A 26,920-nucleotide genomic window follows, 5' to 3' on the forward strand; every position below is an offset into this window, starting at 1 on the left:
CAATCCGACGGCCTTGCCTGCCTGGACGGATCCTTCGACGGCTTCCTGACCGCGTCGTTGCCGGTATCGGTGCAGGTGCGGCGGCGACTGCTTTCGCAGCTCGACTTGTTCGGCATCGCGCTGGTGCTCGCCGCGCTGCGATCCGGGCATGGCCCGGCGCGGGTGCGGGCGGTGCTGCGCCGGGTCAGCGGTATCGACGCCGTGATCGACCGATTGATCGCCGCCGGCGCCGAGGTGCGCTACCGCCGGGTGCTCGACGCCGTCGCCGAGCTGGAGGTTTTAGCCGTCACCGACTCGGCGATAGCGGCGTTCCTGAGCTGCGACGACACCGTCGTTGCCCGAATGGCTGCGGCGTTGGCCGCCACGCAAGCCGCCGGGCTGGAACCCGGGCCCCCCGCGCCGCTACCGCGGGCTGTGCACTGGCAGCGCTACGGCCGATCAGCGAAAAACGACCTGCACCGGGCTTGTGCGAGCGACATCGTCAGGGGATCGCTGCGGCTCCTACCGACGGCACGCATCGACAGGGAGGGGCCGTGAGCGCTCGCGACGAGCCCATCGCCCGAGTGGACGCAATGGTCGCAGCGATCGGGCCGAACCTGGGACCGCCGGTGATCAACCGTCGCGACGTGGTGCTCGTGACCGGCCCGTGGTTGTCCGGCGTCACCAGCGTGGCAACGGTTTTGCGGCAACAGATTCCGCACTACAGATTCGTCGAATCGGCCGAACTGGGGCCCGGGGATGCGCCGATGGCGGTCGTGTTCGTGGTGTCGGCGTCGGACCCGCTCACCGAATCCGACTGCGCGATGCTCGACGCCGCCGCCGAGAACACCGACGAAGTAGTGGCCGCAATAACCAAGATCGACGTGCACCGACCCTGGCGCGAGGTGCTCGCGGTCAACCGGGACATGCTGGCCAAACACGCCCCGCGGTACGGCAAGGTGCCCTGGGTCGGGGTGGCCGCCGCGCCCGAGGTCGGCAGACCGCAAGTCGACGAGTTGGTGGCGATGGTGCAGGGGCAGCTTGCCGACTCCGATCTGGTCCGCCGCAACCGGTTGCGGGCGTGGGAATCGCGGCTGCACAAGGTGGCGCGGCGTTTTGATCGGGACGCCGACGGCCCGGGCCGCCGGGCGCGCGTCGACGCCCTGCGTGACGAGCGCAGCACCGCACTGCGGCAGCGACGTCAGTCGAAGTCGGACCGCACGATCACGCTGCGCGGCCAGATCCAGCAGGCTCGGGTCCAGTTGTCGTTCTTTGCCCGCAATCGCAGCGCGGCGGTACGCACCGAGTTGCAAGAGGACGTTGCGGTCCTGTCCCGGCGACGGATGGCCGCATTCGAGGAATACGTCCGGGGCCGCCTCGACGGGGTGGTCGCCGAGGTCGCCGAAAACAACGACGCCCACTTGGCTGAAGTCGCCCAGGTGATCGGTGCGCCGCTGGGTCTGCCGCCGGTCGACAAGCTGCCCACCGTTCCCGTCTCGGCGCCGCCGCTGAAGTCGCGACGGCTGGAGATGCGGCTGATGACAGTGTTCGGTGTCGTGTTCGGGTTGGGCGTGGCGCTTACGGCCAGTCGCCTGGTTGCCGGCTTGGCGCCCGATCTGCACCCGGCGCTGACCGCCGCCGCGATCGTGGCGTGCGTGGCCCTTGGCTTGGCGATCACCGTGTGGATGGTCAACGTCCGCAGTTTGCTCAGTGACCGCGCCGTGCTGGATCGCTGGGTGGGCGACGTAACGTCGTCGCTGCGGTCGGTCACCGAGCAACTGGTGGCCAGCCGGGTGTTGGCCGCCGAGTCGCTGTTGAGCACAGCGGCCATGGCGCATGACGAGGCCGAGAACGCCCGGGTGACCGACCAGGTGAATCTGATCGACGGCGAGTTGCGCGAACATGCGCTCGCCGCGGCGCGCGCCGCAGCCGCTCGCGACCGGGAGATGCCCACGATCCAGGCCGCGCTGGAGGCCGTATGTGCAGAACTGGGCGAACCGGGTATATCCAAGACCGATCCAGGTGCTGTTCGGGCCAACACCCCGGTGCGGTTTAACGGTGGCGTCCTTTAGCAGAAGTAGAGCCTTCTGAATCGGTCTTGTGAGCAGGCTTATACCCTCGTGGGACTTCCCCCACAAGTGATGCGCGATAATCTGAATAAGAAAGCGTTAAGGCGAACCGCGCGCACGCATCAGTGGAACCGACGATTACCGAGCAGCAGAATTCAGGAGAGTTCGATGACCTCAGCGACCATCCCCGGCCTGGACACCGCACCGACTAAACATCAGGGGCTGCTGACCTGGGTGCAGGAGGTCGCCGAGCTCACCCAGCCCGACCGGGTGGTGTTCACCGACGGCTCCGAGGAAGAGTTCCAGCGGTTCGCCGACCAGCTGGTCGAGGCCGGTACGTTCACCCGCCTCAACCCCGACAAGCACAAGAACTCCTTCCTTGCGCTGTCAGACCCGTCGGACGTCGCCCGCGTGGAGTCCCGCACATTTATTTGCTCGCAGCGTGAAGAGGACGCCGGCCCGACCAACAACTGGAAAGACCCCAACGAGATGCGGTCCATCATGAAGGACCTCTACAGCGGGTGTATGCGCGGCCGCACCATGTACGTGGTGCCGTTCTGCATGGGGCCGCTGGGCGCTGAGGACCCCAAGCTCGGCGTGGAGATCACCGACTCCGAGTACGTCGTCGTCTCGATGCGCACCATGACCCGGATGGGCAAAGCCGCGCTGGACAAGATCGGTGAGGACGGCTTCTTCGTGAAGGCCCTGCATTCGGTGGGCGCGCCGTTGGATGAGGGACAGGACGACGTCCCCTGGCCATGCAGCGACACCAAGTACATCACCCACTTCCCGGAGACCCGCGAAATCTGGAGCTACGGTTCCGGCTACGGCGGCAACGCTTTGCTGGGCAAGAAGTGCTACTCGCTGCGGATCGCCTCGGCAATGGCCCACGACGAGGGCTGGCTGGCCGAGCACATGCTGATCCTCAAGCTGATCTCGCCGGAGAACAAGGCGTACTACTTCGCCGCGGCGTTCCCGTCGGCGTGCGGCAAGACCAACCTGGCGATGTTGCAGCCCACCGTCCCGGGCTGGCGCGCGGAGACCCTGGGCGACGACATCGCCTGGATGCGGTTCGGTAAGGACGGCCGGTTGTACGCCGTCAACCCGGAGTTCGGCTTCTTCGGCGTGGCTCCTGGCACCAACTGGAACTCCAACCCCAACGCCATGCGCACCATCGAGGGCGGCAACACCGTCTTCACCAACGTGGCGCTCACCGACGACGGTGACGTGTGGTGGGAAGGCCTGGAAGGCGACCCGCAGCACCTGATCGACTGGAAGGGCAACGACTGGACGCCCGAGTCCGGAGTAAAGGCCGCCCATCCCAACTCGCGGTACTGCACCCCGATGTCGCAGTGCCCGATCCTGGCCCCCGAGTGGGACGACCCGCAGGGTGTGCCGATCTCGGGCATCCTGTTCGGCGCCCGCCGCAAGACGACGGTCCCGCTGGTTACCGAGGCGCGCGACTGGAAGCACGGCGTGTTCATGGGAGCCACCATGGGCAGCGAGCAGACGGCCGCTGCTGAAGGCAAGGTCGGCACTGTACGCCGCGACCCGATGGCCATGCTGCCGTTCCTGGGCTACAACGTCGGCGACTACTTCCAGCACTGGATCGACCTGGGCAAGCACTCCGACGAGTCCAAGCTGCCCAAGGTGTTCTTCGTCAACTGGTTCCGCCGCGGCGACGAGGGCCAGTTCCTGTGGCCGGGCTTCGGCGAGAACAGCCGGGTGCTGAAGTGGATCGTCGACCGCATCGAGCACAACGCGGGCGGCCAGGACACCGCCATCGGCGTCGTGCCGACCGCCGCCGATTTGGACCTGGACGGTTTGGAAGCCGACGTTGCCGACATCGACTCGGCGCTTGCGGTCAATGCCGCCGAGTGGCGCGAGGAACTTCCGCTGATCGAGGAGTGGTTCGAGTTCGTCGGCGACAAGCTGCCGACCGGCATCCGCGACGAGTTCGAGGCTTTGAAAGCGCGCTTGGCCGAGTAACTGGCGCGCTCGGTGGGCCACGCTGGCGTCGAGCGTCACGCGTCGAGCGTCGTCAAGCGTCGAGCGTCGTCAAGCGTCGAGCGTCACGCTAGCGTGGCTGTCGGCGCGGTGTGCCACGCTAGCGTGACGCTCGAGAGCTGGCGGTCCGGTTGACACCCGTCAAGTTCGGGCGTCGTAGAGTTCAGCCATGCAGATTCGCCAGCACGCCGAAGCTCACCCGGACAAACCTGCCGTCATCCTGCACCCGTCGGGCACGGTGGTGACGTTCGGCGAACTCGAGGCGCGCGCAAATCGTCTGGCCCACAAGTTCCGTCAGGCGGGACTGCGGGAAGGCGACGCGGTCGCGATCCTGATGGAGAACAACGAGCACATGCACGCGGTCATGTGGGCAGCACGCCGCAGCGGCCTGTACTACGTGCCGATCAACACCCATCTGACCGCCGCCGAGGCCGCGTACATCATCGACAACAGCAATGCCAAGGCCATCATCGGTTCGGTGGCGCTGCGCGACGTCCTCGCCGGGCTGGGCGAGCAGCTTCCCAGCGGCCTGCCGGAGCTGTTGCTGATTGCCGACGGGGACCTACCCGGATGGCAGCGCTACCAGGAATGCGTTGCAGACCAACCGGATACACCGATCGACGACGAAATCGAGGGCGACCTGCTGCAGTACTCGTCGGGAACCACCGGCCGCCCCAAGGGCATCAAACGCGAATTGCCGCACTTGCCGCCGGACCAAGCGCCGGGCCTGATGACGGCGCTGATTGACTTCTGGATGGACCCAGCGACGGTGTATTTGAGCCCGGCGCCGCTGTATCACACCGCACCGTCGGTGTGGTCGTTGACCGTGCAAGCCGCCGGACTCACTACCGTCGTGCTGGAGAAGTTCGACCCCGAGGGGACGTTGCAAGCGATCGAACGTTACGGGGTGACGCACGGGCAGTTCGTTCCGGCCATGTTTATCCGGATGCTGAAATTGCCGCCGGCCGTGCGGGATTCGTACGATCTGTCCAGCCTCAAGCGGGTGATGCACGCCGCCGCGCCATGCCCGGTGCAGATCAAAAAGCAGATGATCGACTGGTGGGGCCCGATTGTCGACGAGTATTACGCCTCCTCGGAGGCGCATGGGTCAACGCTGATCTTCGCCGAGGACTGGCTCACGCATCCCGGTTCGGTTGGCAAGGCGATGACGGGCGGTGTGCACATCCTGGATCCGGACGGCAACGAGTTGCCGCCCGGTGAGGCCGGCGAGATCTACTTCGAGGGCGGCAATACGTTCGAATACCTCAACGACCCGACCAAAACCGCTGCCTCGCGCGACAAGCACGGTTGGGCCACCGTCGGCGACATTGGATACCTCGACGAAGATGGTTACCTGTACCTGACCGACCGCCGGCACCACATGATCATTTCCGGCGGGGTGAACATTTACCCGCAGGAGGCGGAGAACCTGCTTGTCACCCATCCAAAGGTGCTGGACGCGGCCGTGTTCGGCGTTCCCGACGACGAGATGGGCCAGCGCGTGATGGGGGTGGTGCAGACCGTGGATCCCGACGACGGCACCGAAGAGTTCGCCGAAGAGTTACTGGACTGGCTTCGAGATCGGTTGGCACACTTCAAATGTCCGCGCTCGCTCGCGTTCGAGGCACAGCTGCCGCGTACCGACACCGGCAAGCTCTATAAGAACGAACTGATCGCGAAGTATTCGGAGTGAGCCGTGATCCGGGTGATCGAGCTGTCCAGCGCGCCGGATCCGGGCTTGGTAGCGCTGCCAGGCGTGATCGTGGCGCACGGGCCGCCATTCGATGAATACTGGTTGCAGAGCGCAACTTTCACGCTCAGTGAGCAGTCCTGCGCCGATCGGCGAGTCATCACCGTGGACTCCGTTTCGGAGGCCTTAGCCGAGCTGACCCGGCGCTGCACCCAGTGGCCGCAAGCCAGCACCGTCTGCGACGACGTGCTGCGCTGCCTGGACCCGCACGGTGCCACCTCGACGGGCGTAGTGACCGAATCATTGGCCTATTCGACGTTGCAGGGTGGCCCGGAATTCGCCCGTTGGTTAGCTGCGCGGGGGCCGGCCACCATGCCCCACGCCGCCGATCCCGTTCAGGTGCAACGTGATAACGACACGCTGCGGATCAGGTTCAACCGTCCGGAGCGGCACAATGCGTTCTGTACCGAAACCCGCGCGGCACTACTCGAAGCGCTCACCGTTGCCCAATTGGATCCGTCGATAACGGCGATGGTGTTGAGCGGCAACGGACCCTCGTTCTGCAGCGGCGGTGACCTCGCCGAGTTCGGCACCTTCGCCGACCCCGGCAGCGCGCATTTGGCTCGCACCCGACACAGCCCAGCCCTGGTGCTCGACGAGCTCACCGCCAGGCTCGGTCACGCCAGCAGGGCCAAGGTGCACGGCCGGGTGCTCGGCAGCGGACTGGAAATGGCCGCATTCTGCGGATGGATTGAGGCCGAGCATGATTCGGTGTTCGGCTTGCCTGAACTCGGCCTGGGCCTGATCCCCGGAGCCGGCGGCACCGTCAGCGTGACCCGGCGCATCGGCCGTTGGCGCACCGCGTATCTGGTGCTATCGGGTCAGACCATCGACGCGCATACCGCGCTGGCCTGGGGCTTGGTGAACGCCGTTGGTTCGGCTCAGTAACCGGAATAGGTGGTGAACGTCGTCTGAATGTGATTGTCGATCGAGACGGCGGCCGCGATGATGACGACGTAGATGATGATGCCGACGATGTAGGCGACGACACCGCTGATCGCACCGATGATGGCCCACTTCTTGGCGCTGGCGGCTGCGGACTGAGCCTCGCCATAGCGGCCCTGGGCCCAGAGCCCGGACACCTTGGTGGAGTTGACGATCGAGATGATCCCGAACGGCAGACAGCACAGCACAGTCACCAGGATTGCCCAGACCAGATAGTTGTCCGGCTCCCGTTGACCGCCGAAACCAGGAGGCTGCCCTTGCCAACCCGGGTTGGCTCCATAGGGGTCTGATGGATAGCTCATGACCGCTGCCTTCCTGATAGGTCAGGCAAATATACAGCAAACAAATCGTATGTGCCCTCAGACGCCGCCGCGGGATACCAATTGCGCCGCGATCACATTGCGTTGGATCTCGTTGGTGCCTTCGCCGACAATCATCAGCGGCGCGTCTCGGAAGTAGCGTTCGACATCGTATTCGGTGGAGTAGCCGTAACCGCCGTGAATCCGCACCGCGTTCAGGGCGATCTCCATAGCCACCTCGGAGGCGAACAGTTTGGCCATGCCCGCCTCCATGTCACAGCGCTGACCGCTGTCATAGCGTTCCGCGGCGTAGCGGGTGAGTTGGCGAGCTGCGGTGAGTTTGGTTGCCATGTCGGCCAAGTAATTGCCGACGGACTGGTGCTTCCAGATCGGCTGACCGAAACTCTCGCGCTGCTGGGCATATTCGAGCGCGTCGTCCAACGCGGCCGTCGCCACCCCCAGCGCTCGCGCAGCAACCTGAATCCGGCCCGTCTCCAAGCCTTTCATCATCTGCGAAAAGCCTTGGCCCGCAGTGCCGCCCAGCACGGCCGAGGCGGGTGCCCGAAAGTCGTCGAACGAAAGTTCGCATGACTCAACGCCCTTGTAACCCAACTTGGGCAGATCACGCGACACCGTCAGCCCCGGCCCGTGCTCGACCAGCAGCACCGAGATGCCCCGGTGCCGCGGCCTCGCGTGCGGGTCGGTCTTGGCCAGCAACGCGATCAGGCCGGACCGGCGCGCGTTGCTGATCCAGGTCTTGGAGCCATTGACCAGCAACGTATCCGGGCCGTCCGGCAGCGCTGTGGTGCTCATGTTCTGCAGATCGGAGCCGCCGCCGGGCTCGGTGAGGGCCATGGTGGCGCGCAACTCGCCAGTGGCCATCGGCGGCAGGTACTTTCGCTTCTGCTCCTCGGTGCCGAACAGGCTCAGCAGCTTGGCTACCACGGTGTGCCCGCCCATCGCACCGGCCAGGCTCATCCACCCGCGGGAAAGCTCCTGGGTGACCAGGACATAACACGGCATCGACACCGGCGAGCCCCCGTATGCCTCGTCGATGGCCAGGCCGTAGATACCGATGCGTTTCATCTGCTCGATCCACGCCTCGGGGTAGGTGTTGGCGTGCTCGACGTCGCGCACGGTCGGTTTGACGTCGCGGTCAATGAACGCCCGCACGGTGGCGACCAGCATCGCCTCGTCCTCATCGAGTTCAGTGCTCACGCCAACGCCTTTCCGTTGGCCGAGAGTGCGGATGGCGACGCCGAACCGGCGTGTCGCGTCGTGAAATTCACTCTCGGCTGGGTCGGTGTTTGACCCTCGGTCATACAGCCTGCCAGCATGTGGCGTTGTGACCCAAGGCAATAGGCATTTCCGGGCGGGCGGGCCCTACTTCGACGACCTGCGCGTCGGGCAGGTATTCGACTGGGCGCCGTCGACCACGCTGTCGCCGGGGTTGGCCGCCGCGCATCAGGCGATCATCGGGGACCGGCTGCGACTGGCGCTTGATGCCGATCTGTGCGTCGCGGTCACCGGTGCAACCACCGCGCTCGCCCACCCAGGACTGGTGTGCGACATAGCGATCGGGCAGTCCACGCTGGCCACCCAGCGGGTCAAAGCGAACCTGTTCTACCGCGGGCTGATGTTTCACCGATACCCGGTCATCGGCGACAGCCTGTATACCCGCACTGAAGTGGTGGGCTTGCGCGCCAACACCGCCAAGCCCGGCCGCCCGCCGACGGGGCTGGCCGCGCTACGCATGACGACCATCGACCAGGCCGACCAGTTGGTGCTCGACTTCTACCGCTGCGCCATGCTGCCCGGCAGCCCAGCCTGGGAGCCAGGATCCGGGCCCAGTGACGACCTGGGCGCGATCGGCGCCGACGCCGCGCCACCGGCGGAGAACCCGACCGACACCTGGGACGCGGTGGCTTTCCGGCGCCGGGTACCGGGCCCACACTTCGACGCGGGGTTGGCCGGAACGGTGCTGCACAGCACCGCCGACGTGGTCAGCAACGCACCCGAGCTGGCCCGGCTCACCCTCAACATCGCTGCCACCCACCATGATTCACGCGTCGGCGGGCAGCGGCTGGTCTACGGCGGCCACACCATCGGGTTAGCGTTCGCGCAGGCCAACCGGCTGCTGCCCAACCTGGTGACCGTGCTGGGCTGGGAGTCTTGCGACCACACCGGTCCGGTGCGCGAGGGCGACACGCTCTACAGCGAGTTGCACGTCGAGTCCGCCGACAGCGGTGTGCTCGGCCTGCGATCGGTGGTCTACGCGGTCACCGAGACCGGTACTGAGCCCGGCGGCGAACCGGACCGGCAGGTGTTGGACTGGCGCTTCCGGGCGCTGCAGTTCTAACGTGCCGGTCCGGCCCGCCCGTCTCTTGGACGGCGGTCTCAGCCGTGTGTCCCGTTGATGCCGTCGCCACCGACCGGGCCGTCGCTGGTAGTGCCGGTCCCCACCGCGACGCCGCCGGGGCCGCCCTGGCCGCCGGTGCCACCGGTGCCGAAGTTGCCGCCGCCACCGCCGGTTCCGCCGTCACCACCGTTGCCGCCGTTGGGGCCTTTACCGCCGGTGCCGCCGTTGGCGTTGATGGCGCCGGTGTAGGCGTTGCCGCCAATCCCGCCGGTCTGACCGGGTGCGGCGCTGCCGCCGTTGCCGCCTGCGCCGCCGGTGCCACTGGTGCCGCCGCCGCCGGATCCGGTGCCGACGGTCCCGGCGTTGCCGCCGGCCCCGCCCTTGCCGCCGGTGCCGCTGTTGCCGCCAGTGGCGCCGTCGGGGCTGGCTAGCGTGCCGTCGGCGCCTTTGCCGCCAGTTCCAGGCGTTCCGCCGGTGCCACCGGCGCCGCCGCCGCCGCTGTTGCCGCCGACGCCCGCACCCAACGCGTTGCCGCCGTTGCCGCCGCCGCCGCCGGCGCCACCCTTGCCGCCGTCGCCACCGGTGCCGCCGAGACCGTCGAAGCCGCTGCCGCCCTTCCCGCCGGTGGCGCCTATGCCGCCCTTGCCACCCTTGCCGCCGTCGCCGGAGACCAATCCGCCGTCGCCGCCGCTGCCGCCCTTGCCGCCGGCGCCGCCATCCTGGCCGGTGCCGCCGTTGGGCGTAGTGGAGGTGCCGGCGGTGCCGGTGCCGCCCGCCTTGCCGTTGCCGCCGTCGCCGCCGATGCCACCCTTGCCGAAGGTGCCGCCGTTGCCGCCGTTGCCGCCATTGCCGCCGCTGGTTCCGGCCGGGGCGCTGGTGCTGGCGTCGTAGCCGCCACCGCCGTTGCCACCGTTACCGACTGGGCCCCCGAACGGGGCCGTGTTGGTGCCGTTTGCACCGTTGTAAGCCGGTGCCTTTCCGGTGCCGCCGGCGCCGCCGGTGCCCAAGGTCGCGTTGCCGCCGTTGCCGCCGTTACCGCCGGCGGGATGACTGGCGGTGCCGCCGAAGCCGTTGCCGCCGTCGCCCGGGGTTCCGGCGGTGCCCGCGTTGCCGCCGGTGCCGCCGGTGCCCTGTGCAGCGTTGCCGCCGGTGCCGCCGTTGCCGGCCGCTCCGCCGTCGCCGCCCTTGCCGCCGTCGAAGCTGGTGGCCGTGCCGTTAGCGCCGTTCACGCCGCTTCCGCCGTTGCCACCGGTGCCGCCGGCACCGCCGTCGCCGGAAACCGAACCGCCCGCACCGCCGTTGCCACCGTTCCCGCCGGCACCGCCGCTGGCGCCCGCACTGCTGGCAGGCGGGGCGTACCCGTTGGCGCCGTTACCGCCCGCGCCACCGTTTCCGTGGTTGCCCGCGGCACCGCCGTCACCCCCCTTGCCGCCGTCGATGTGGCTGGCGGTGCCGGCGAAGCCGTCCCCGCCCTTACCGCCATTGCCGACGGCACCCGGGTTGAGGGCACCCGGAGCGCCGTCCGTGCCGCCCTTGCCGGTGCCGGCCGGGCCGGCCGAGCCCGCGGTCTGGTTGCCGCCCTTGCCGCCGGCCCCGCCGTCGGGGTTAGCGGCAGTGCCGTTGGCACCGTTGCCGCCGTTGCCGGCCATCCCGGCGTTGCCGCCGTCGCCGCCGTTGCCAGCGGCGCCTTCGTCGCCGTCGATGAAGCCGCCAGCCTGGGCCACGCCGGCTGCGCCGCCGTTGCCGCCTTTGCCGCCGTCGCCGCCTGCTCCGCCGTTGCCGCCGTTCTGGCCGCCGCCGATTCCGGTGCCGTAGGCGTCGACGTCGGGTGTGCCGGCCTTGCCGTCGAGGCCGTTGCCGCCGTTGCCGCTGTTGCCGCCGTTACCGCCGGCCCCGCCGGTGCCGCCATTGCCGCCGTCGATGCCGCCCTTGCCGCCAGCGCCACCGTTGCCGCCGTCGCCGCCGGTGCGGCCGTCGAGGCCGGAGTCGCCGGGCCTGGTGCCGTTGGCGCCTGCGGTGGTGTCGGACACACCATTGCCGCCGGCCCCGCCATTGCCGCCGTTGCCGATCCGGCCGCCGTTACCGCCGGCACCACCGTTGCCGCCGTCGGCACCCTTGGTGATCGGGTTGTAGCCGTTACCGCCCCGGCCGCCGTCGCCCGACTGGACTGGGTCCTTTCCATCGCTGCCGGAAGTGGGACTGCCGGTGCCGGTGCCGGCCGCGCCGCCATCGCCCGCCGTGCCCGCGTTGCCGCCGTCGCCACCCTTGCCGCCGTCGCGGTTGAAGACGGTGCCGTTAGCGCCCGCGCCGCCATTACCGGCCCGGCCGGCATTGCCGCCATCCGCGCCACTGCCCGCGGCGCCCTCGGTGCCGGTGCCGCCGCCACCCGGTGCTCCGGCTGCGCCGCCGTTGCCGCCGCTGCCGCCCTTGCCGCCGCTGCCGCCATCGCCACCGGTCTGGCCGTCTCCGTTGGAAACGCCCACCACGCCGGCCTTGCCGGACCGGCCGGCGCCGCCATTGCCGCCAGTGGCGCCGTTGCCGGCGTCGCCGCCGCTGCCGCCCTTGCCGCTGCCCAGCGTGCCGCCGGCACCGCCGGCGCCGCCGTTGCCACCGGATCCGCCGGCGCCACCGGACGTCCCGGACGCCCCCAGCGTGGCGCCGTTGACGCCGTTCTTGCCGGCCGACGCGTCACCACCCTTGCCGCCGTCGCCACCACTGCCGTGGTCACCGGCGTCACCACCGGCGCCACCCTTGCCGCCGGACAGTCCGTTGCCGTTCGCATCGGTTGCGCCGGCAGGCTGGCTGAAGCCGGCGCCGCCGTTGCCGCCGTTGCCCGCAACGGTGCTGGGCACGCTGCCATTGGCACCGTTGGTGACCGGGGTTCCGGCGCCGCCGGTACCGGGCGCTCCGCCGGTACCGACAACGCTGCCCGCGTTGCCACCCGCTCCGCCGTCGCCGCCGTCGTTGTGGGTTGCGGTGCCTGCCGCGCCCTTGCCGCCGTTGCCGCCGACGCCGGTGTTGCCGCCGTCGCCACCCGCCCCGCCGGGACCCTGGATGCCGCTCTTGCCCGCGGTGCCGGCATCGCCGCCCTGTCCGGCGTTGCCGCCGTTGCCGCCGTTGGCGCCGGCGCCGCCCTTGCCGTTCATGGTGCCGGAGGTGAAGCTGCCGTCTGCGCCGTTGCCGCCGGCCCCGCCCTTGCCGCCGTTGCCGCCTTTACCGCCGGCGCCGCTGTCACCGTCTTCGGTGCCGCCGGCGCCGCCCTTGCCGCCTCCGCCGCCGACGCCGCCGTTGCCGCCGCCGGTGCCGGATGCGCCCGCGGTGGCCCCGTTCGCGCCGATGGTGCCGTCGGCGCCGTTGCCGCCGACACCACCGGCGCCGCCCTTGCCGTAGTCACCCGCGTCGCCGCCCTGGCCGCCGGCGCCGCCGGGTACCGGGTTGCCGAAGCCGTCGGTCGCGCCGGCGGGCGGGCTGTAGCCGGCCCCACCGGCGCCACCGTTAGCGACGACGGCCTTGGAGATGACTCCCGGATTGCCACTACTACCACTGGAGCTGCCGGTGCCGGGTGTCCCGGCGTCGCCGCCGGTGCCGACGTTGCCGCCCTTGCCGCCGGTCCCGCCGGTTGGGTGGGCCTGGGTGCCGGTGCCGCCGGCGCCGCCGACGCCGCCGGAGCCGGAGGTGCCGCCGTTACCGGAGTTGCCGCCCGTGCCCTGCGTGCCGGTCAAGTTGGTCGCCGGGATGCTACCGGCGTCCCCGCCGGTGCCGCCGGTGCCGCCCTTGCCGCCGTTACCCGCGTCGCCGCCGTTGCCGACGACGCCGCCGCTGCCCTTGCCGCCACCGAAGTCGCCCTTGGCGCCGGTGCCGCCTTGGCCGCCCTGACCACCTTGGCCGCCGGTGCCGCCGCTGCCGCTGTTGCCACCGAGTGTGCCGGCCGCGCCGCCCTTGCCGCCGGCGCCGCCGATGGCACCCTGGCCGCCGTCGCCGCCCTTGCCGTCGTTGACGCCGAGGACGCCGGTGCTGCCCTTGTGACCGACACCGCCGACGCTGCCGTTGCCACCGTTGCCGCCGTCGCCGTACATGCCGGCGTCGCCGCCCTTACCGCCGGCGAACCCGGGCTGGTCGACACCCGGGGTGCCGGTGGCGTTGCCGCCCTTGCCGCCGTCGCCACCGCTCATCGGCACCGTGCCGGGCGTGCCGTTGGCGCCGGGACCGGCCGGACCGTAACCGTTGGTGCCGGCGCCGCCGGCCGCACCGGGGTTGCCGCCCTTGCCGCCGTCGCCGCCGCCGTAGAAGCCGTTGCCGCCGGCTCCGCCCGCGGCCGGGGCACCGCCATCACCGCCGTTGCCGCCCTTACCACCGGTGCCGACGCTGACGTTTGCGCCGTCGCCACCGGTGCCGCCGTTACCACCGTTGCCGGCGTTGCCGCCCTTGCCGCCGTAACCGCCCAGGCTGCCGCTGTCGCCACCGGCGCCACCCTTACCGGCGGCGCCGCCGCCCGTGCCGTTGCCGCCGTTGGGATCGGAGGTGCCGCCGTTGGCGCCGTCGACTCCCTGAGCGCCGTTACCGCCGGTGCCACCGTCACCACCGCTGCCGTACAGGCCGCCCTTGCCGCCCTTGCCGCCTTCGCCACCGGCCAGCGCTTTACCCAAGCCGTCGACGGCGCCGACGGGCTGGCTGTAGCCATCGCCACCGCGGCCGCCGTTGCCGATTGGGTTGGCCTGGGTTCCGACGGGGGAGTTGCCCGGGTTGCCCGTGGCGCCATCAACGCCCTTGGCGGAGCCGGTACCGCCGGCGCCGCCGCTGCCGCCAGCCTTGCCGACGCCCGGATTGCCGCCGTCGCCGCCCTTGCCGCCGTTCGGGTTGGCCGCGGTGCCGTTGGCGCCGTTACCACCGTCGCCGGGCAGTGCGCCGCTACCACCGTTGCCGCCCTTGCCGCCGGCGCCACCCGCGCCGGTGCCGCCGTTGACTGCCGTGCCGCCGTTGCCGCCGGCGCCACCGGTGCCGGCCTGGCCGCCGTTGCCACCCTTGCCGCCGTTCTGACCAGCGCCGATGCCGTTGCCGTACTTGTCGGTGTCGGTGACACCGTTGGCGCCGTCGTGGCCGACCCCGCCGTCGCCGCCGCTGCCGCCCTGTCCACCGGCCCCGGCATCGCCGCCGTGGTTGGCGGCGAGCGTTCCGCCGTTACCGCCGTCGCCGCCGCGGCCACCGAGGCCGCCCTTGCCGCCGTCGGCGCCGGAGTCGCCAGGGTTGGCACCCGGTGCGCCCTGCACGCCGTTGGAGCCGTTACCGGCCGCTCCGCCCTTGCCGCCATTGCCGTTGGAGCCGCCGTCGCCACCCCTGCCGCCAGCGCCGCCGTTGAGGCCGTTGCCGTTGGCGTCGGTGGTGGTTTGGGTGTAGCCGAGCCCGCCGTTGCCGCCATTACCGGCCACCGTGGTTAACGGCGCGCCGTTGGTGCCTGCGTTGCCGGTGTTGCCGTCAACCCCGTCGGGGTTGGTGCCACCCAGGCCGGCCTTTCCGGCGGTGCCGACGGGCCCGGCGTTGCCGCCGTTGCCGCCGCGGCCGCCGTCGGGGCTGACGAAGATGCCGTCCGCACCGTGGCCGCCGTCGCCGGGTGTGCCCGCTGCTCCGCCGTTGCCGGCGTTGCCGCCGTTGCCGGCGTTGCCCACGTTGCCGTGGATCCCGGAGGCGCCACCGTCGCCGCCCTTACCGCCGTTGCCACCGGTACCGCCGGCGCCACCGTTGCCGCCGTTCTGGCCGGACCCGATGCCATTGCCCTGGTTGTATTCGTCGATTCCGGAGATGCCGTTCGCCCCGCCCTGGCCGGTACCACCCTGGCCGCCGTCGGCGCCATGGCCGGCGTCGCCGCCGCGTCCGCCATCGCCCAGGTTCACGCCGCCCTTACCGCCGGCGCCGCCGTCGCCGCCAGAACCGCCGGTCTGGCCCTGCTGACCGCTCTGGCCGTCGCTGGTGCCGTCGGCGCCCTTGGCTCCGGCCACACCGTTGCCGCCGTTGCCGCCCGCGCCGCCGCTGCCGTAAGTGCCGCCGTCGCCGCCGGCGCCGCCCTTGCCGCCGCTTGCCCCGGCGGCGGTGGAAGTGAACCCGTCGCCACCCCGGCCGCCGTTGCCGGCCGGGGTCGTCGGCAGCGCGCCGTCGATGCCCTTGGTGCCGTTCGCGGCGTAGCCGCTGTTGTTGCCGTTCACGCCGCCGCTACCGAAGCCCCCTGCCGCGCCGATGGTGCCGGGGTTGCCGCCCTTGCCGCCCTTGCCGCCGGTGGTGTTGTTGGCGGTGCCGGTGGCACCGTCACCACCGTCGCCGGGTGTGCCCGCATTGCCGCCATTGCCGGCGTTGCCACCCTTGCCGGCGGCTCCTGGCGTGCCGTGCGGGGCGTTGCCGCCGGATCCGCCCTGACCGCCGGTGCCGCCGTTACCGGCGTTGCCGCCCGAGCCGCCGTTTTGTCCAGCGCCGATGCCGTTGCCGTACTGGTCGATACCGGCCACGCCCTTGCCGCCGGCCGCGCCAAGGCCGCCGGCACCGCCGTCGGCACCGTTGCCGCCGACGCCGCCCTTGCCGCCGTTGCCGGAGATCACGCCGCCCTTGCCGCCGTTGCCGCCGGATCCACCTGATCCGCCCTGCTGGCCGTTACCTCCGTTACCCGCAGTGGCGCCGGTCGTGGCGGTGCCGACCGAGCCCTCGGCGCCGGCCACGCCGTGACCGCCGTTGCCGCCGTTGCCGCCGTTACCGATGTTGCCGCCGTTTCCGCCGTCACCACCGTTGCCGCCGCTTGCACCGGAGACGGTGGAGGTGTAGCCGGTCCCGCCTTGACCGCCGTTACCGGCAGGTCCGGCGACCGAAGCGCCCTTGGCGCCATTGGTGCCGCCCGTGCCGCCGGTCCCACCGGTCCCGGCGGCGCCGCCGGTGCCGCCAGCACCAGCCGTGCCGGCGTTGCCGCCGTTACCGCCGTTGCCGCCGTGAATGAAGGTCGAGGTGCCGTTGGCGCCGTTGCCGCCGTCGCCCGGCCGCCCGGCGTTGCCGCCGTTGCTGGCGTTGCCGCCGTTGCCGTTTGTGCCCGAGTTCGCCGGGTTGCTGTCACCGGCCAGTCCGCCGTTGCCGCCGGTCCCTCCGTTGCCGCCCTTACCGCCGTCGCCGCCGCTGCCACCGTTGAACCCGCCGCCGAGGTTGCCGGCGACGTTGTTGACGCCGGCGGTGCCGTCGAAGCCCCTGGCACCGGCGCCGCCGTTACCGGCGGTTCCAGCCGAACCGCCATTGGCTCCGTTGCCACCCTTACCCGCGGAGCCACCGGTGCCGCCGGACGCGCCGCCCTTACCGCCGTTGCCGCCGTTGCCGCCGCTACCGGCGTCCCCGCCACGCTGACCATCGCCGCCCGGGCCGCTGGTGTTGGTGCCGTTGGCGCCGTCAATGCCGTTGCCGCCGTCACCGCCCACACCGCCGTTGCCGCCGGTTCCACCACTGCCGCTGGTGCCGCTGCCGCTGCGGGCGCCACCCTGACCGCCGATGCCGCCGTCACCGCCGCGCTGGCCCTTGCCACCGTGGGGGTTGGTGGCGTTGACGCCATCAGAACCGTTGGCGCCCACCGCGCCGTTGCCGCCGTCGCCACCACGGCCACCGTTGTTGCCGGCGCCGGTGGCGCCGTCGATACCGTCGCGGGTGGTGCCTGCGGCGTTGAAGCCGCCGAGTCCCTTGCCGCCGACGGTGCCGGCTGCGCCGCCCTTGCCGCCGTTGCCGCCGTCGATGTTGGTGGTGCCTGCCACGCCGTCGGCGCCGCGTCCGCCGGCGCCGCCGGCGCCGGCGGTGCCGCCGTTGCCGCCGTTGCCGCCGGTGCCGTTGGTGGCGGTGGTGGTGCCGTTGCCGTTGGCTCCGGCTGCACCAGCTTTGCCGCCGTTGCCGCCGGTGCCGCCGCCGCCGCCGGTGCCGCCGTCAAGGCCGGCGCCGATGCCTTTGCCTTGGTTGAGGCCGACTTGACCGTTGGCGCCGGCGGCGCCGATGCCGCCGTTGCCGGCGTTGCCGCCCTTGCCGCCGTTGGAGCCGTTGGCGCCTAGACCATCGGCGCCGGTACCGACACCGCTGCCGTTGAGGCCGCCGGCCCCACCGGCACCACCGTTGGCGCCGTTACCGCCTTGGCCGCCGGCACCGCCCTTGCCGCCATCGCCGACGCCGGTGCCGTAGTTGACTCCGGTGATGCCGTTGGCGCCGCCCGCGCCGGCACCGCCGTCACCGGCGACACCCGCCGCCCCGCCGTTGCCGCCGGCCCCGCCGGCCCCGGCGCTGGCACCGACTCCGCTACCGCCGACCGCGCCGCCCTTACCGCCGGCCCCGCCGGTCCCGCCGGCCCCGGCGTTACCGCCGGTCTGGCCGGTGTTGCCGACTCCGGCAGCAGTGGTGCCGACCGCATCAGCACCCTTGACCCCGGAACCACCGGCTCCGCCGGCGCCACCGGCACCACCGGTACCGCCGCTGCCATCGGAGGTGCCGGTGCCGCTGCGCGCACCGCCCTGGCCGCCGTCACCACCGCGACCGCCGTCTTTGCCCGCGGTACCACTGTCACCGGGGTTGACCCCGTCCTTGCCGGCCGCACCGATCGCGCCGTTACCGCCGTCACCACCACGGCCACCGTTGTTGCCGGCGCCGGTGGCGCCGTCGGTGCCGTCGCGGGTGGTGCCTGCGGCGTTGAAGCCGCCGAGTCCCTTGCCGCCGACGGTGCCGGCTGCGCCGCCCTTGCCACCGTTGCCGCCGTCGATGTTGGTGGTGCCTGCCACGCCGTCGGCGCCGCGTCCGCCGGTGCCGCCGGCGCCGGCGGTGCCGCCGTTGCCGCCGTTGCCGCCGGTGCCGTTGGTGGCGGTGGTGGTGCCGTTGCCGTTGGCTCCGGCTGCACCAGCTTTGCCGCCGTTGCCGCCGGTGCCGCCGCCGCCGCCGGTGCCGCCGTCAAGGCCGGCGCCGATGCCTTTGCCTTGGTTGAGGCCGACTTGACCGTTGGCGCCGGCGGCGCCGATGCCGCCGTTGCCGGCGTTGCCGCCCTTGCCGCCGTTGGAGCCGTTGGCGCCTAGACCATCGGCGCCGGTACCGACACCGCTGCCGTTGAGGCCGCCGGCCCCACCGGCACCACCGTTGGCGCCGTTACCGCCTTGGCCGCCGGCACCGCCCTTGCCGCCATCGCCGACGCCGGTGCCGTAGTTGACTCCGGTGATGCCGTTGGCGCCGCCCGCGCCGGCACCGCCGTCACCGGCGACACCCGCCGCCCCGCCGTTGCCGCCGGCCCCGCCGGCCCCGGCGCTGGCACCGACTCCGCTACCGCCGACCGCGCCGCCCTTACCGCCGGCCCCGCCCTTACCGCCGGCTCCGGCGTTACCGCCGGTTTGGCCGGTGTTGCCGACCCCGGCAGCAGTCGTGCCGACCGCATCCGCGCCCTTGACACCGGAACCACCGGCCCCGCCGTCGCCACCGGCACCACCGGTGCCGCCGCTGCCATCGACGGTGCCGGTGCCGCTGCGCGCACCACCTTGACCACCGTCACCACCGCGACCACCGTCTTTACCGGCGGTGCCACTGTCACCGGGGTTGACCCCATCAGAACCTTTAGCGCCGATCGCGCCGGTACCGCCATCACCACCACGGCCACCGTTAGCGCCGGTCCCGGCGGTCCCGTTGGCGGCCTTGCCGCCGCCGACACCGTCAGCCCCGCCCTCACCACCGAGCCCGACCGTCCCGGCGTTACCGCCGGCACCGCCCTTGCCGCCATCGAGGTTGGCCGTGCCGGCCACCCCGTCAGCACCGCGGCCACCGCCGCCGGCAGACCCGGCGTTACCGCCGGCACCACCGGCACCGCCGGTGCCGTTGCTGGCCGTGGTCACACCGTTGCCATCAGCACCGGCCACCCCGCCCTTGCCGCCGGCCCCGCCATCTCCGCCCGTCCCACCGACCAGGCCTGTCGCGCCGGGCGCCCCAGCCCCGCCGTTAGCGCCGGCGCCGCCGGTGCCGTAGAGCAGTCCGCCGGCCCCGCCAGCGCCACCGGTTCCGCCCATACCGCCATTAACGCCACCGACACCCGCGCCGCCGATGCCGCCTTTTCCACCGTTTCCGAACAGCCCCGCCGATCCGCCGGCCCCGCCGTTTTCGCCGGGGGCCCCGGAAGCGCCGGTGCCGCCGTTGCCCCAAAGCAGTCCGCCGTCGCCTCCCCGCCCGCCCGGCGTTGTCGCGTTGGCGCCGTCGCCGATCAGCAGGCGGCCCATCAGAGTCTGAGTGGGCGCGTTGACGATGGCGAGCAGGTTCTGCTCGACCGACTGCAGCGAGACGTTTGCGGCCTCGGCGACTCCGTAGGAGTTCGCGCTGGTCGTCAAGGCATGGATGAACTGCTCCTGTAAGGCTGCTACCCGGGTATTGGCCGCCTGGAATTGCTGACCGTGGGTGCTGAACAACGCCGCAATGCCGGCGGACACCTCGTCGCTGGCCGCGGCGAGCACCTGGGTCGTCGACCCCGAAGCAGTGTGGGCGGCGTTGCCCACCGCCGCGCCGATCCCGACTAAATCGGTGGCCGCAACGGCCACCCCATGCGGGTAGGCGAAGACATATGACATCGGCTGGCCCTTCCAACAAGCACCGGGGGCGCCACGGCAAAGCACGAGGGCCATTCGAGCGGGGTGCTGCTCACGATGCCCACCGCGAGATGCAGAAAGGTTGGGCATTTGTTGAATGCGCTGGTCAGCGCTGACTCAGTCGGAGGAGGGCATGGAGGCGCCTAGAACGCCTCGCTAGCCGGGCTATCGATGAATCGGGAACACCGGGTCGTCGCAGTCGACCCCTTCGGCCGACAACTGCCGTTTGAGCACCTTGAAGGTCACGGTGCGTGGTAATTCGGTGCTGATCCGGACGTGCGACGGCCACTGCTTGCGGCTGAGGTCGGCCTGTTCGGTCAGGAAGGCCCGGAAGTCCTCGGCATCGAGTTGTGCGCCCGGCGTGAGCACGAGTGCCGCCATAACCTGGTCTCCGACCACCGGATCAGGCACCGGATATACGGCGGCCTCGGTCACCTCGGGATGCCGCAGCAACGCTGCCTCGATCGGCGCGGTGCCCAGGTTCTCACCGTCGACCCGCATCCAATCGCCGAGGCGGCCGGCGAAGTAGGCGTAGCCATTCTCATCCCGGTAGGCGAGATCGCCACTGTGGTAGACGCCGCCGCGCATTCGCTCGGCCTGCGCGGCCTCGTCGTTGTAGTAGCCCTCGAAGCCGCCGGCCCCGGTGGTGTTCACCAGCTCGCCAGCTACTCCCGGCGGGCAGGGGTCGCCGGTCTCCGGGTCGAGGATCGCCACCCCGTCGGGCAGCGGTCCAAGGGAACCGTCCGGCGTATCGGGGGTCCGTGCGATCGCCACCCCGAGTTCGGTGGAACCGAAACCGTCCTGAACGCGACAGCCGAACCTGCGGCTGAATCTTTCGATATCTCGGGGCACACCTTCGTTGCCGTAGACGGCGCGCAGCGGGTTGTCGGCGTCGTCGGGTTGCTCGGGGGTGGCCAGCACATATGACAGTGGCTTACCCACGTAGTTGGCGTAGGTGGCGCCGTAGCGGCGCACGTCCGGCAGGAACCCGGACGCTGAGAACTTGCGCCGCAACGCCATTGAGCCTTGGCATGCGGCTGCCACACCCCAGCCGACCAGCAGCGCGTTGGAATGGAACAACGGCATCGATACGTAGCAGACGTCGTCGGGGCCAAGTCGGAAACGCATGGTCATGCCGAGGCCGGCGGTGGCGACCTTGCCGTGGCTGACCTTCACCGCCTTGGGTTCGCCGCTGGTGCCCGAGGTGAAGATCAACATGAAAAGGTCTGCGGGCGTGGCGGATTGGAACTGCGGCTCGGACTCCCGGTGTGCATCCACCTCGTCGGTCCACTGCTGCGAATCGACGTTGATGTGTTCGATATCGCCAAGTGCCGGAGCGGAATTCGAATCTGCCAGGACGAGTTGGCAGTCGGCGTGGGTGATGTCGCGGGTCAGTGCTGCGCCGCGCCGCACCGGGTTGAGACCTACCGGCACGATTCCCGACATGCCGGCCGCGACCAATACCGCCGAGAAGAACGGTGTGTTCTCCAGTAGCACGCCGACGTGTGGCGGTCGAGTCGGGTCGAGACGATCCTTTAGCGTCGCGGCTACGGCCGCGGCGTGCCGCAGGTGGTCACGCCAACTGGTGAACGAGTCCTCGAAATAGACACCGCGGTCGTCGATTTCGGCCAAGGGCCGCAACAGGTCGGTGACCGTCGGGTTGGGCAAGTCGCTCCCTCGTCATCTCGGCTGTGAAACTAGCTTCACGCTCGGCGCCCAAGGGCTCAGGCTGGGGTCTCGGCTAGCTCGCGGCCGATCTGCCGCAGCGCCCCAGTGGCCCCACCCAACGCGAACTCGGCCTCCTTGGCCGCCAGGAAGTACCGATGCACCGGGTGATCGGTGTCGACGCCAACGCCCCCGTGCACGTGCACGATGCTGTGTGCCACCCGATGCCCGGCGTCGGCCGCCCAGAATGCCGCGGAGGCTACGTCGATCTCGGCGGGAATGTCCTCGGCGACCTTCCAGGCGGCCTGCGTCAACGTCAGGCGCAACCCCTTGACATCGATGTAGCCGTCGGCCAGCCGCTGACCCACGGCCTGGAAGCTGCCGATCGGGCGGTCGAACTGCTCACGCGTGCGGGCGTATTCGGCCGTCATCTGCAAGCCGCGTTCCAGCACACCGAGTTGGTAGGCGCTGCGGCCCAGCGACGAGATGGTGCGCAGCCAGGTCACCACATCGGCGCCACCGACGCGTCGCGCGTCGGCGACCTCGGTCCCGTCCAGGGCCAGGTGAGCGACGCTGCCCAAGCCGGTGGTCTGCAACGGGGTCACCGTCACGCCCGGGTCGTCGGCGGCGACGAGGAAAACAGCCGTGCCGGACTCTGTCTCGGCGGGTACCAGGAAGGCGTCGGCCACCGGGCCGTAGAACACCAGGGTGCGACTGCCGGACAGCCGACCATCGACGGCTTGCACCGGACCGTCGCCCATCTCGCCGTCCAGTGCGACGGTCAGAATCTTCTCGCCCTTGACGGCAGGCGCACCCCACTCCTGCTGCAGTTCCTCGGAGCCGAACCGGGCCAGGGCGCCGGAGGCCAGGACCACCGACTCCAGATAGGGCACCGCCGCCAGTTGGTGTCCGAGTGCGACCAGAATCGCCACCTGCTCGAGCACGCCGAAACCGTCCCCGCCGAGCTGGGTGGCTGCGGCGCTGGTGAGGATGTCGCTGTCGACGAGCTTGCCCCACAGCTGCTGGTCGAAGCGGTGCTCGAGCTTGTCCAGATCGCGTTGATGCTCCGGCGTGCACACCGAGTCGACGATGGTGTCGACCAGGCCACCGAGGTCTTGGGCCGCTTCGGTAGTCGTGAAATCCATGTCCGTCCTTAACTCAGCGGTTGGCTCGGGGCAGTCCGAGGGCGACCATGCCGATGATGTCGCGCTGGACCTCGTTGGTGCCGCCGCCGAACGTCAGAATCAGGCAGGCCCGGTGCATCCGCTCGACCCGGCCGCGTACCAGGGCGCCGGGGGAGTCCTGACGCAGCGTTGCGGCGGTGCCCAGCACCTCCATCAGCAGCCGGTAGGCCTCGGTGGCCAGCTCGGTGCCGAACACCTTGGCCGCCGACGCATCCGCCGGCGACAGGGTTTCGCTCGACGACGAGGCGAGTTCCCAGTTGATCAGCTTGAGCACCTCGGCTTTGGCGTGCACCCGGGCCAGGTTGAGCTGGACCCACTCCGAGTCGATCAGCCGGCCGCCGCTGGCGTCCTTGGTGTTCTGTGCCCATTCCCGGACTTCCCGTAGGCACAAGAAGATCGGGGCCGGCGAGACCAGCGCGACCCGCTCGTGGTTGAGCTGGTTGGTCACCAGCTTCCAGCCGGCGTTTTCCTCGCCGATCAGGTTGCTCACCGGCACCCGCACATCGGTGTAGTAGGTGGCACTGGTGTCGGGACCGGCCATGGTGTGCACCGGCGTCCAGGAAAACCCTTCGGCGGTGGTAGGCACCACCAGCATCGAGATGCCGCGGTGTTTCTTGGCTTCCGGGTTGGTGCGCACCGCCAGCCACACCCAGTCCGCGTAGGCGATCAGGCTGGTCCACATCTTCTGACCGTTGATCACGTAGTCGTCGCCGTCGCGGACCGCAGTGGTGCGCAGGTTAGCCAGATCGGTACCCGCACCAGGCTCGGAGTAGCCGATCGAGAAATGCAGATCCCCGGCGGCGATCTTGGGCAGGAAGAACTTCTTCTGCTCGTCGGTACCGAACGCCATGATCGTCGGGGCGACGCTGTTGATGGTCAGGAACGGCACCGGCGCGCCCGCGAGCGCCGCCTCATCAGTGAAGATCAGCGAGTCCATCGGCGAGCGGTCCTGGCCGCCGTACTCCTTGGGCCAGTTCAGAGTGAGCCAGCCGTCCTTGCCCATCTGCGCCACCGTCTCGCGGTAGACGTTGCCGGTGCCGTATTCGCCCTGCACCGAGCTGAGCGCCTCGCGCCGCTCCGGCGTCATCAACGTGGTGAAGTACGACCGCAGTTCGCGGCGCAGCTCCTCCTGTTCCGGGGTGTAACTGATGCGCATTCCAGCCGCCTCCGATCAAGCGATCGTTCTTGTCTTGCCGGCTACCAAAATCCACAGCAGCGGCTACCCGTTCGTCTCCCCGGTTGTAACACGTTCTAGTCTGGGAATCCAGCGGCCGTTTCGCCAGAGGCGTCGCGGCCCTATGGTGGTGCTACATACTGATCTGATCCAGACGAGGCCTACTTCCTAACTTCAGCCCAGGTTCAAGGAGAATGCCGTGCGAGTGATTGTGGACCGTGACCGTTGTGAAGGTAACGCCGTGTGCTTGGGAATTGCGCCGGATATCTTCGACCTGGACGACGAGGACTATGCCGTCGTGAAGACCGATCCGATCCCAGCTGACCAGGAGGATCTGGCCGAGCAGTCGATCGCGGAATGCCCGCGCGCGGCGCTGCTTCGTGAGGACTAACAACCCCATATCCCGAAACTAGAGGTATTCATAAATTGACTAGCTCCGATACGAACGCGACCGATCTGTCCGGCAAGGTTGCGGTGGTGACCGGTGCCGCCGCCGGCCTGGGCCGCGCCGAAGCGATCGGTCTGGCCCGCCTGGGCGCCACCGTCGTCGTCAACGACATCGCCGCCGGCCTGGACAACTCCGACGTCGTCGACGAGATCAACTCCGCCGGTGGCAAGGCCGTGGCGGTAGCCGGCGATATCAGCCAGCGCTCCACCGCCGACGAACTCCTCAGCACCGCCGACGGACTCGGCGGCTTGGACATCGTGGTGAACAACGCCGGCATCACCCGCGACCGGATGCTGTTCAACATGAGCGACGAGGACTGGGACCAGGTCATCGCCGTGCACCTTCGCGGCCATTTCCTGTTGACCCGCAATGCGGCCACGTACTGGCGCAGCAAGGCGAAGGAAGCGGGCGGCTCAGTCTTCGGCCGGATCGTCAACACCTCGTCGGAGGCGGGCTTGGTCGGCCCGGTCGGGCAGGCCAACTACGGCGCCGCGAAGGCGGGCATCACCGCGCTGACGCTGTCGGCGGCACGGGCGCTGGGCCGCTACGGCGTGTGCGCCAACGCGATCTGCCCCCGCGCGCGTACCGCGATGACGGCCGACGTGTTCGGGGCGGCCCCCGAGGACGCGGACGTCGACCCGTTGTCGCCCGAGCATGTGGTGACGTTGGTGCAGTTCCTGGCCTCGCCGGCGGCTGCCGAGGTCAACGGCCAGGTGTTCATCGTGTACGGCCCGCGCGTGACGTTGGTCGCTGCGCCGACGGCCGAGCACCAGTTCGCGGCGGACGGCGCCGCCTGGGAGCCAACGCAACTGAGCTCGACGCTGCAGGGCTACTTCGCCGGCCGCGACCCGGAAAAGAACTTCGCCGCCACCGGTTTGATGGACTGACCTTTTGGCCGCCAACCGAACCTGGTTGCGAATTTCGACCCGAAATTTCGCCGGCCGGTTCGGTTCGCGGGGCGCGGGGCAGGCGTGGTCAGAAACCGCCACCCATACCGGGCTGGCCGGGCGTGCCGTCGAGGCCGGGGGAACTGCCGTGCCCCGGCTGCCCGCCGGGGCCGCCGGAACCCGGATGGGGTTCGCCGAGTACGAAACCGGACCCGCCGTGTCCGCCGTTTCCGCCGTTTCCGCCGTGACCGCCATTCGCGCCGCCGTCGCCGCCGGCTCCACCACCGGCGCCGTCGCCGCCCGGTGCGGCAAAGACGAGGCCCATGTGGCCGCCGTTGCCGCCGCCACCACCCGTCCCGCCGTTACCACCGTCGCCGCCGGTGCCTTGTTGTCCTGGGTTGGCGTCGGCACCGCCGGCGGCGCCGCCACCGCCGGGTGTCCCGCCATGGCCGCCATTGCCGCCAGCGCCGCCGGGGCCGCCGGCTGAGTCGAGTTCATCGAAGCCGCCGGCTTTGCCAGTGCCGCCGGTCCCGCCGGTGCCTCCCTTGCCGCCGGTGCCGCCGGTGCCGCCGTCGCCGGAGGTGGCGCCGCTGTAACCGCCGTTGGTGCCGCCGGTGCCGCCTTGGCCGCCAGCGCCGCCATAACCAGCATCCGCCGCTGCAGTCGAGCCAAAGTCGGGGATAGTGCCGCCCCCGCCGTTGCCGCCGTCGCCGCCGGTGCCGCCTTGGCCGCCAGTGCCGCCGCGGGCGCCATCGCCGCCGGCGGCTCCGCCGGTGCCGCCGTGGCCACCGCCGCCGCCTGTCCTGCCCGCGACCGCGGTCCCGCCGTTGGCGTCGGCGTCGGCTCCGGTGGCGCCGACGCCACCGTTACCGCCCTGGCCACCGTTACCGCCGTTGCCCGCGTTGGCATCGGTACCCCCGGCCGCGCCCCCGGCTCCGCCTTGGCCGCCGTTGCCGCCGTAACCGGGTGCTGAGGTGCCACCGTGCTGCTCGCTGACGCCGGGGATGGTCGCGCTCGCGGCACCGGTGCCGCCTTGGCCGCCGGTGCCGCCGGTGCCTCCGGCCCCGCTTGCGCCGCTCTCGGCGGTGTTTAGGCCGTCACCGCTGAGGCCACCGAGTCCGCCTATGCCACCTTTGCCGCCGCCCCCGCCGGTCCCGCCGGTGGTGGCCAGTTGTACTTCGTTAGCTGCGCTGGCGCCCAGACCGCCGGTCCCGCCGGTACCACCTGCGCCGCCCTGGCCGCCCGTACCGCCGGCCCCGGCCTGAGCGCCGGTGCCGCCGGCCGCGCCGCCGGTTCCGCCCTGACCCCCTTGGCCGCCGTCGCCGCCGATGCTGCCGGCCCCGCCGTCAGTGCCTTCCAGGGTGACGCTGAACAGGCCCAGGTCCACGTAAGTGCCGGCGGTGCCGGTGGTTCCGGTGGTGCCGGTGGCGCCTTGCCCTCCGGTTCCCCCGGTCCCCCCGACCCCGCCATCACCGGCGGATCCGGCGGGGGCGGCGGCAAAGGTGGCATAGGCGGACTCGGTGGCCTCAGCGGTGACGGACTCGCCAACT

The 26,920-nt window shown here is 70.8% G+C and carries 13 protein-coding genes and 2 pseudogenes; 8 read left to right on the forward strand and 7 right to left on the reverse strand.

The genetic code is table 11. From position 1 onward, the window contains the following. From A5634_RS28835 to A5634_RS26630, 5 genes and pseudogenes are all read left to right on the forward strand, one after another. A pseudogene (locus A5634_RS28835) lies at positions 1-537 on the forward strand (hypothetical protein); the annotation flags it as partial. A 35-nt stretch (positions 538-572) separates the two neighbouring features. After that, entirely contained in the window at positions 573-2,051 is a 1,479-nt protein-coding gene (locus A5634_RS26615) for a hypothetical protein (protein WP_253861931.1), read from the forward strand. A gap of 165 nt (positions 2,052-2,216) precedes the next feature. After that, on the forward strand, positions 2,217-4,037 hold the full coding sequence (locus tag A5634_RS26620; protein ID WP_065147020.1) for a phosphoenolpyruvate carboxykinase (GTP): 1,821 nt from the start codon (positions 2,217-2,219) through the stop codon (positions 4,035-4,037). Between the two features lie 187 nt (positions 4,038-4,224). Then, on the forward strand, positions 4,225-5,748 hold the full coding sequence (fadD4, locus tag A5634_RS26625; protein ID WP_065147021.1) for a fatty-acid--CoA ligase FadD4: 1,524 nt from the start codon (positions 4,225-4,227) through the stop codon (positions 5,746-5,748). A gap of 3 nt (positions 5,749-5,751) precedes the next feature. Next, positions 5,752-6,693 (forward strand): enoyl-CoA hydratase/isomerase family protein, encoded by a 942-nt coding sequence (locus A5634_RS26630; RefSeq protein ID WP_065147022.1) that lies wholly within the window; start codon positions 5,752-5,754, stop codon positions 6,691-6,693. Here A5634_RS26630 and A5634_RS26635 read toward each other — a convergent pair. Beyond that, positions 6,687-7,052, reverse strand: coding sequence for a CD225/dispanin family protein (locus tag A5634_RS26635; RefSeq protein ID WP_065147023.1), 366 nt, complete (start codon positions 7,050-7,052; stop codon positions 6,687-6,689). The two genes, A5634_RS26630 and A5634_RS26635, sit on opposite strands and share 7 nt — an antisense overlap. A gap of 57 nt (positions 7,053-7,109) precedes the next feature. After that, positions 7,110-8,237, reverse strand: coding sequence for an acyl-CoA dehydrogenase family protein (locus tag A5634_RS26640; protein WP_065147030.1), 1,128 nt, complete (start codon positions 8,235-8,237; stop codon positions 7,110-7,112). A 157-nt stretch (positions 8,238-8,394) separates the two neighbouring features. Between A5634_RS26640 and A5634_RS26645 the strand changes: the two genes are divergently transcribed. Further along, positions 8,395-9,408 carry a MaoC family dehydratase gene (locus A5634_RS26645; RefSeq protein ID WP_065147024.1) on the forward strand — a complete coding sequence of 338 codons (1,014 nt, stop codon included), beginning with the start codon at positions 8,395-8,397 and terminating at the stop codon, positions 9,406-9,408. 38 nt (positions 9,409-9,446) lie between these two features. Here the strand turns inward: A5634_RS26645 and A5634_RS29770 are convergent, their stop codons facing one another. The 4 genes from A5634_RS29770 to A5634_RS26665 all read right to left on the reverse strand — a co-directional run bounded on the left by A5634_RS29770 (position 9,447) and on the right by A5634_RS26665 (position 24,017). Then, complete coding sequence (locus A5634_RS29770) at positions 9,447-19,994, reverse strand: PE family protein (RefSeq protein ID WP_253861929.1); 10,548 nt, start codon at positions 19,992-19,994, stop codon at positions 9,447-9,449. 183 nt (positions 19,995-20,177) lie between these two features. Continuing rightward, complete coding sequence (gene fadD17, locus A5634_RS26655; RefSeq protein ID WP_065147026.1) at positions 20,178-21,680, reverse strand: long-chain-fatty-acid--CoA ligase FadD17; 1,503 nt, start codon at positions 21,678-21,680, stop codon at positions 20,178-20,180. 56 nt (positions 21,681-21,736) lie between these two features. Beyond that, a complete protein-coding gene (locus tag A5634_RS26660; RefSeq protein WP_065147027.1) occupies positions 21,737-22,822 on the reverse strand; it encodes an acyl-CoA dehydrogenase family protein in 1,086 nt (361 codons plus the stop codon). Positions 22,823-22,835: 13 nt separating this feature from the next. After that, on the reverse strand, positions 22,836-24,017 hold the full coding sequence (locus tag A5634_RS26665; protein WP_065147028.1) for an acyl-CoA dehydrogenase: 1,182 nt from the start codon (positions 24,015-24,017) through the stop codon (positions 22,836-22,838). A gap of 217 nt (positions 24,018-24,234) precedes the next feature. Here A5634_RS26665 and A5634_RS26670 point away from each other — a divergent pair, with 217 nt between their 5' ends. Together A5634_RS26670 and A5634_RS26675 are read left to right on the forward strand one after the other, a co-directional pair. Next, positions 24,235-24,426 carry a ferredoxin gene (locus A5634_RS26670; protein ID WP_065147029.1) on the forward strand — a complete coding sequence of 64 codons (192 nt, stop codon included), beginning with the start codon at positions 24,235-24,237 and terminating at the stop codon, positions 24,424-24,426. Positions 24,427-24,452: 26 nt separating this feature from the next. Next, a complete protein-coding gene (locus tag A5634_RS26675; RefSeq protein ID WP_155769749.1) occupies positions 24,453-25,370 on the forward strand; it encodes a 3-oxoacyl-ACP reductase in 918 nt (305 codons plus the stop codon). Positions 25,371-25,458: 88 nt separating this feature from the next. On the opposite strand, the pseudogene A5634_RS28840 reads toward A5634_RS26675, so the two are convergent. Beyond that, positions 25,459-26,920, reverse strand: a pseudogene (locus A5634_RS28840) (PE family protein); the annotation flags it as partial.

Origin of the sequence: Mycobacterium asiaticum, from assembly GCF_001673365.1 — a bacterium.
Taxonomy (GTDB): Bacteria; Actinomycetota; Actinomycetes; order Mycobacteriales; family Mycobacteriaceae; genus Mycobacterium; species Mycobacterium asiaticum_A.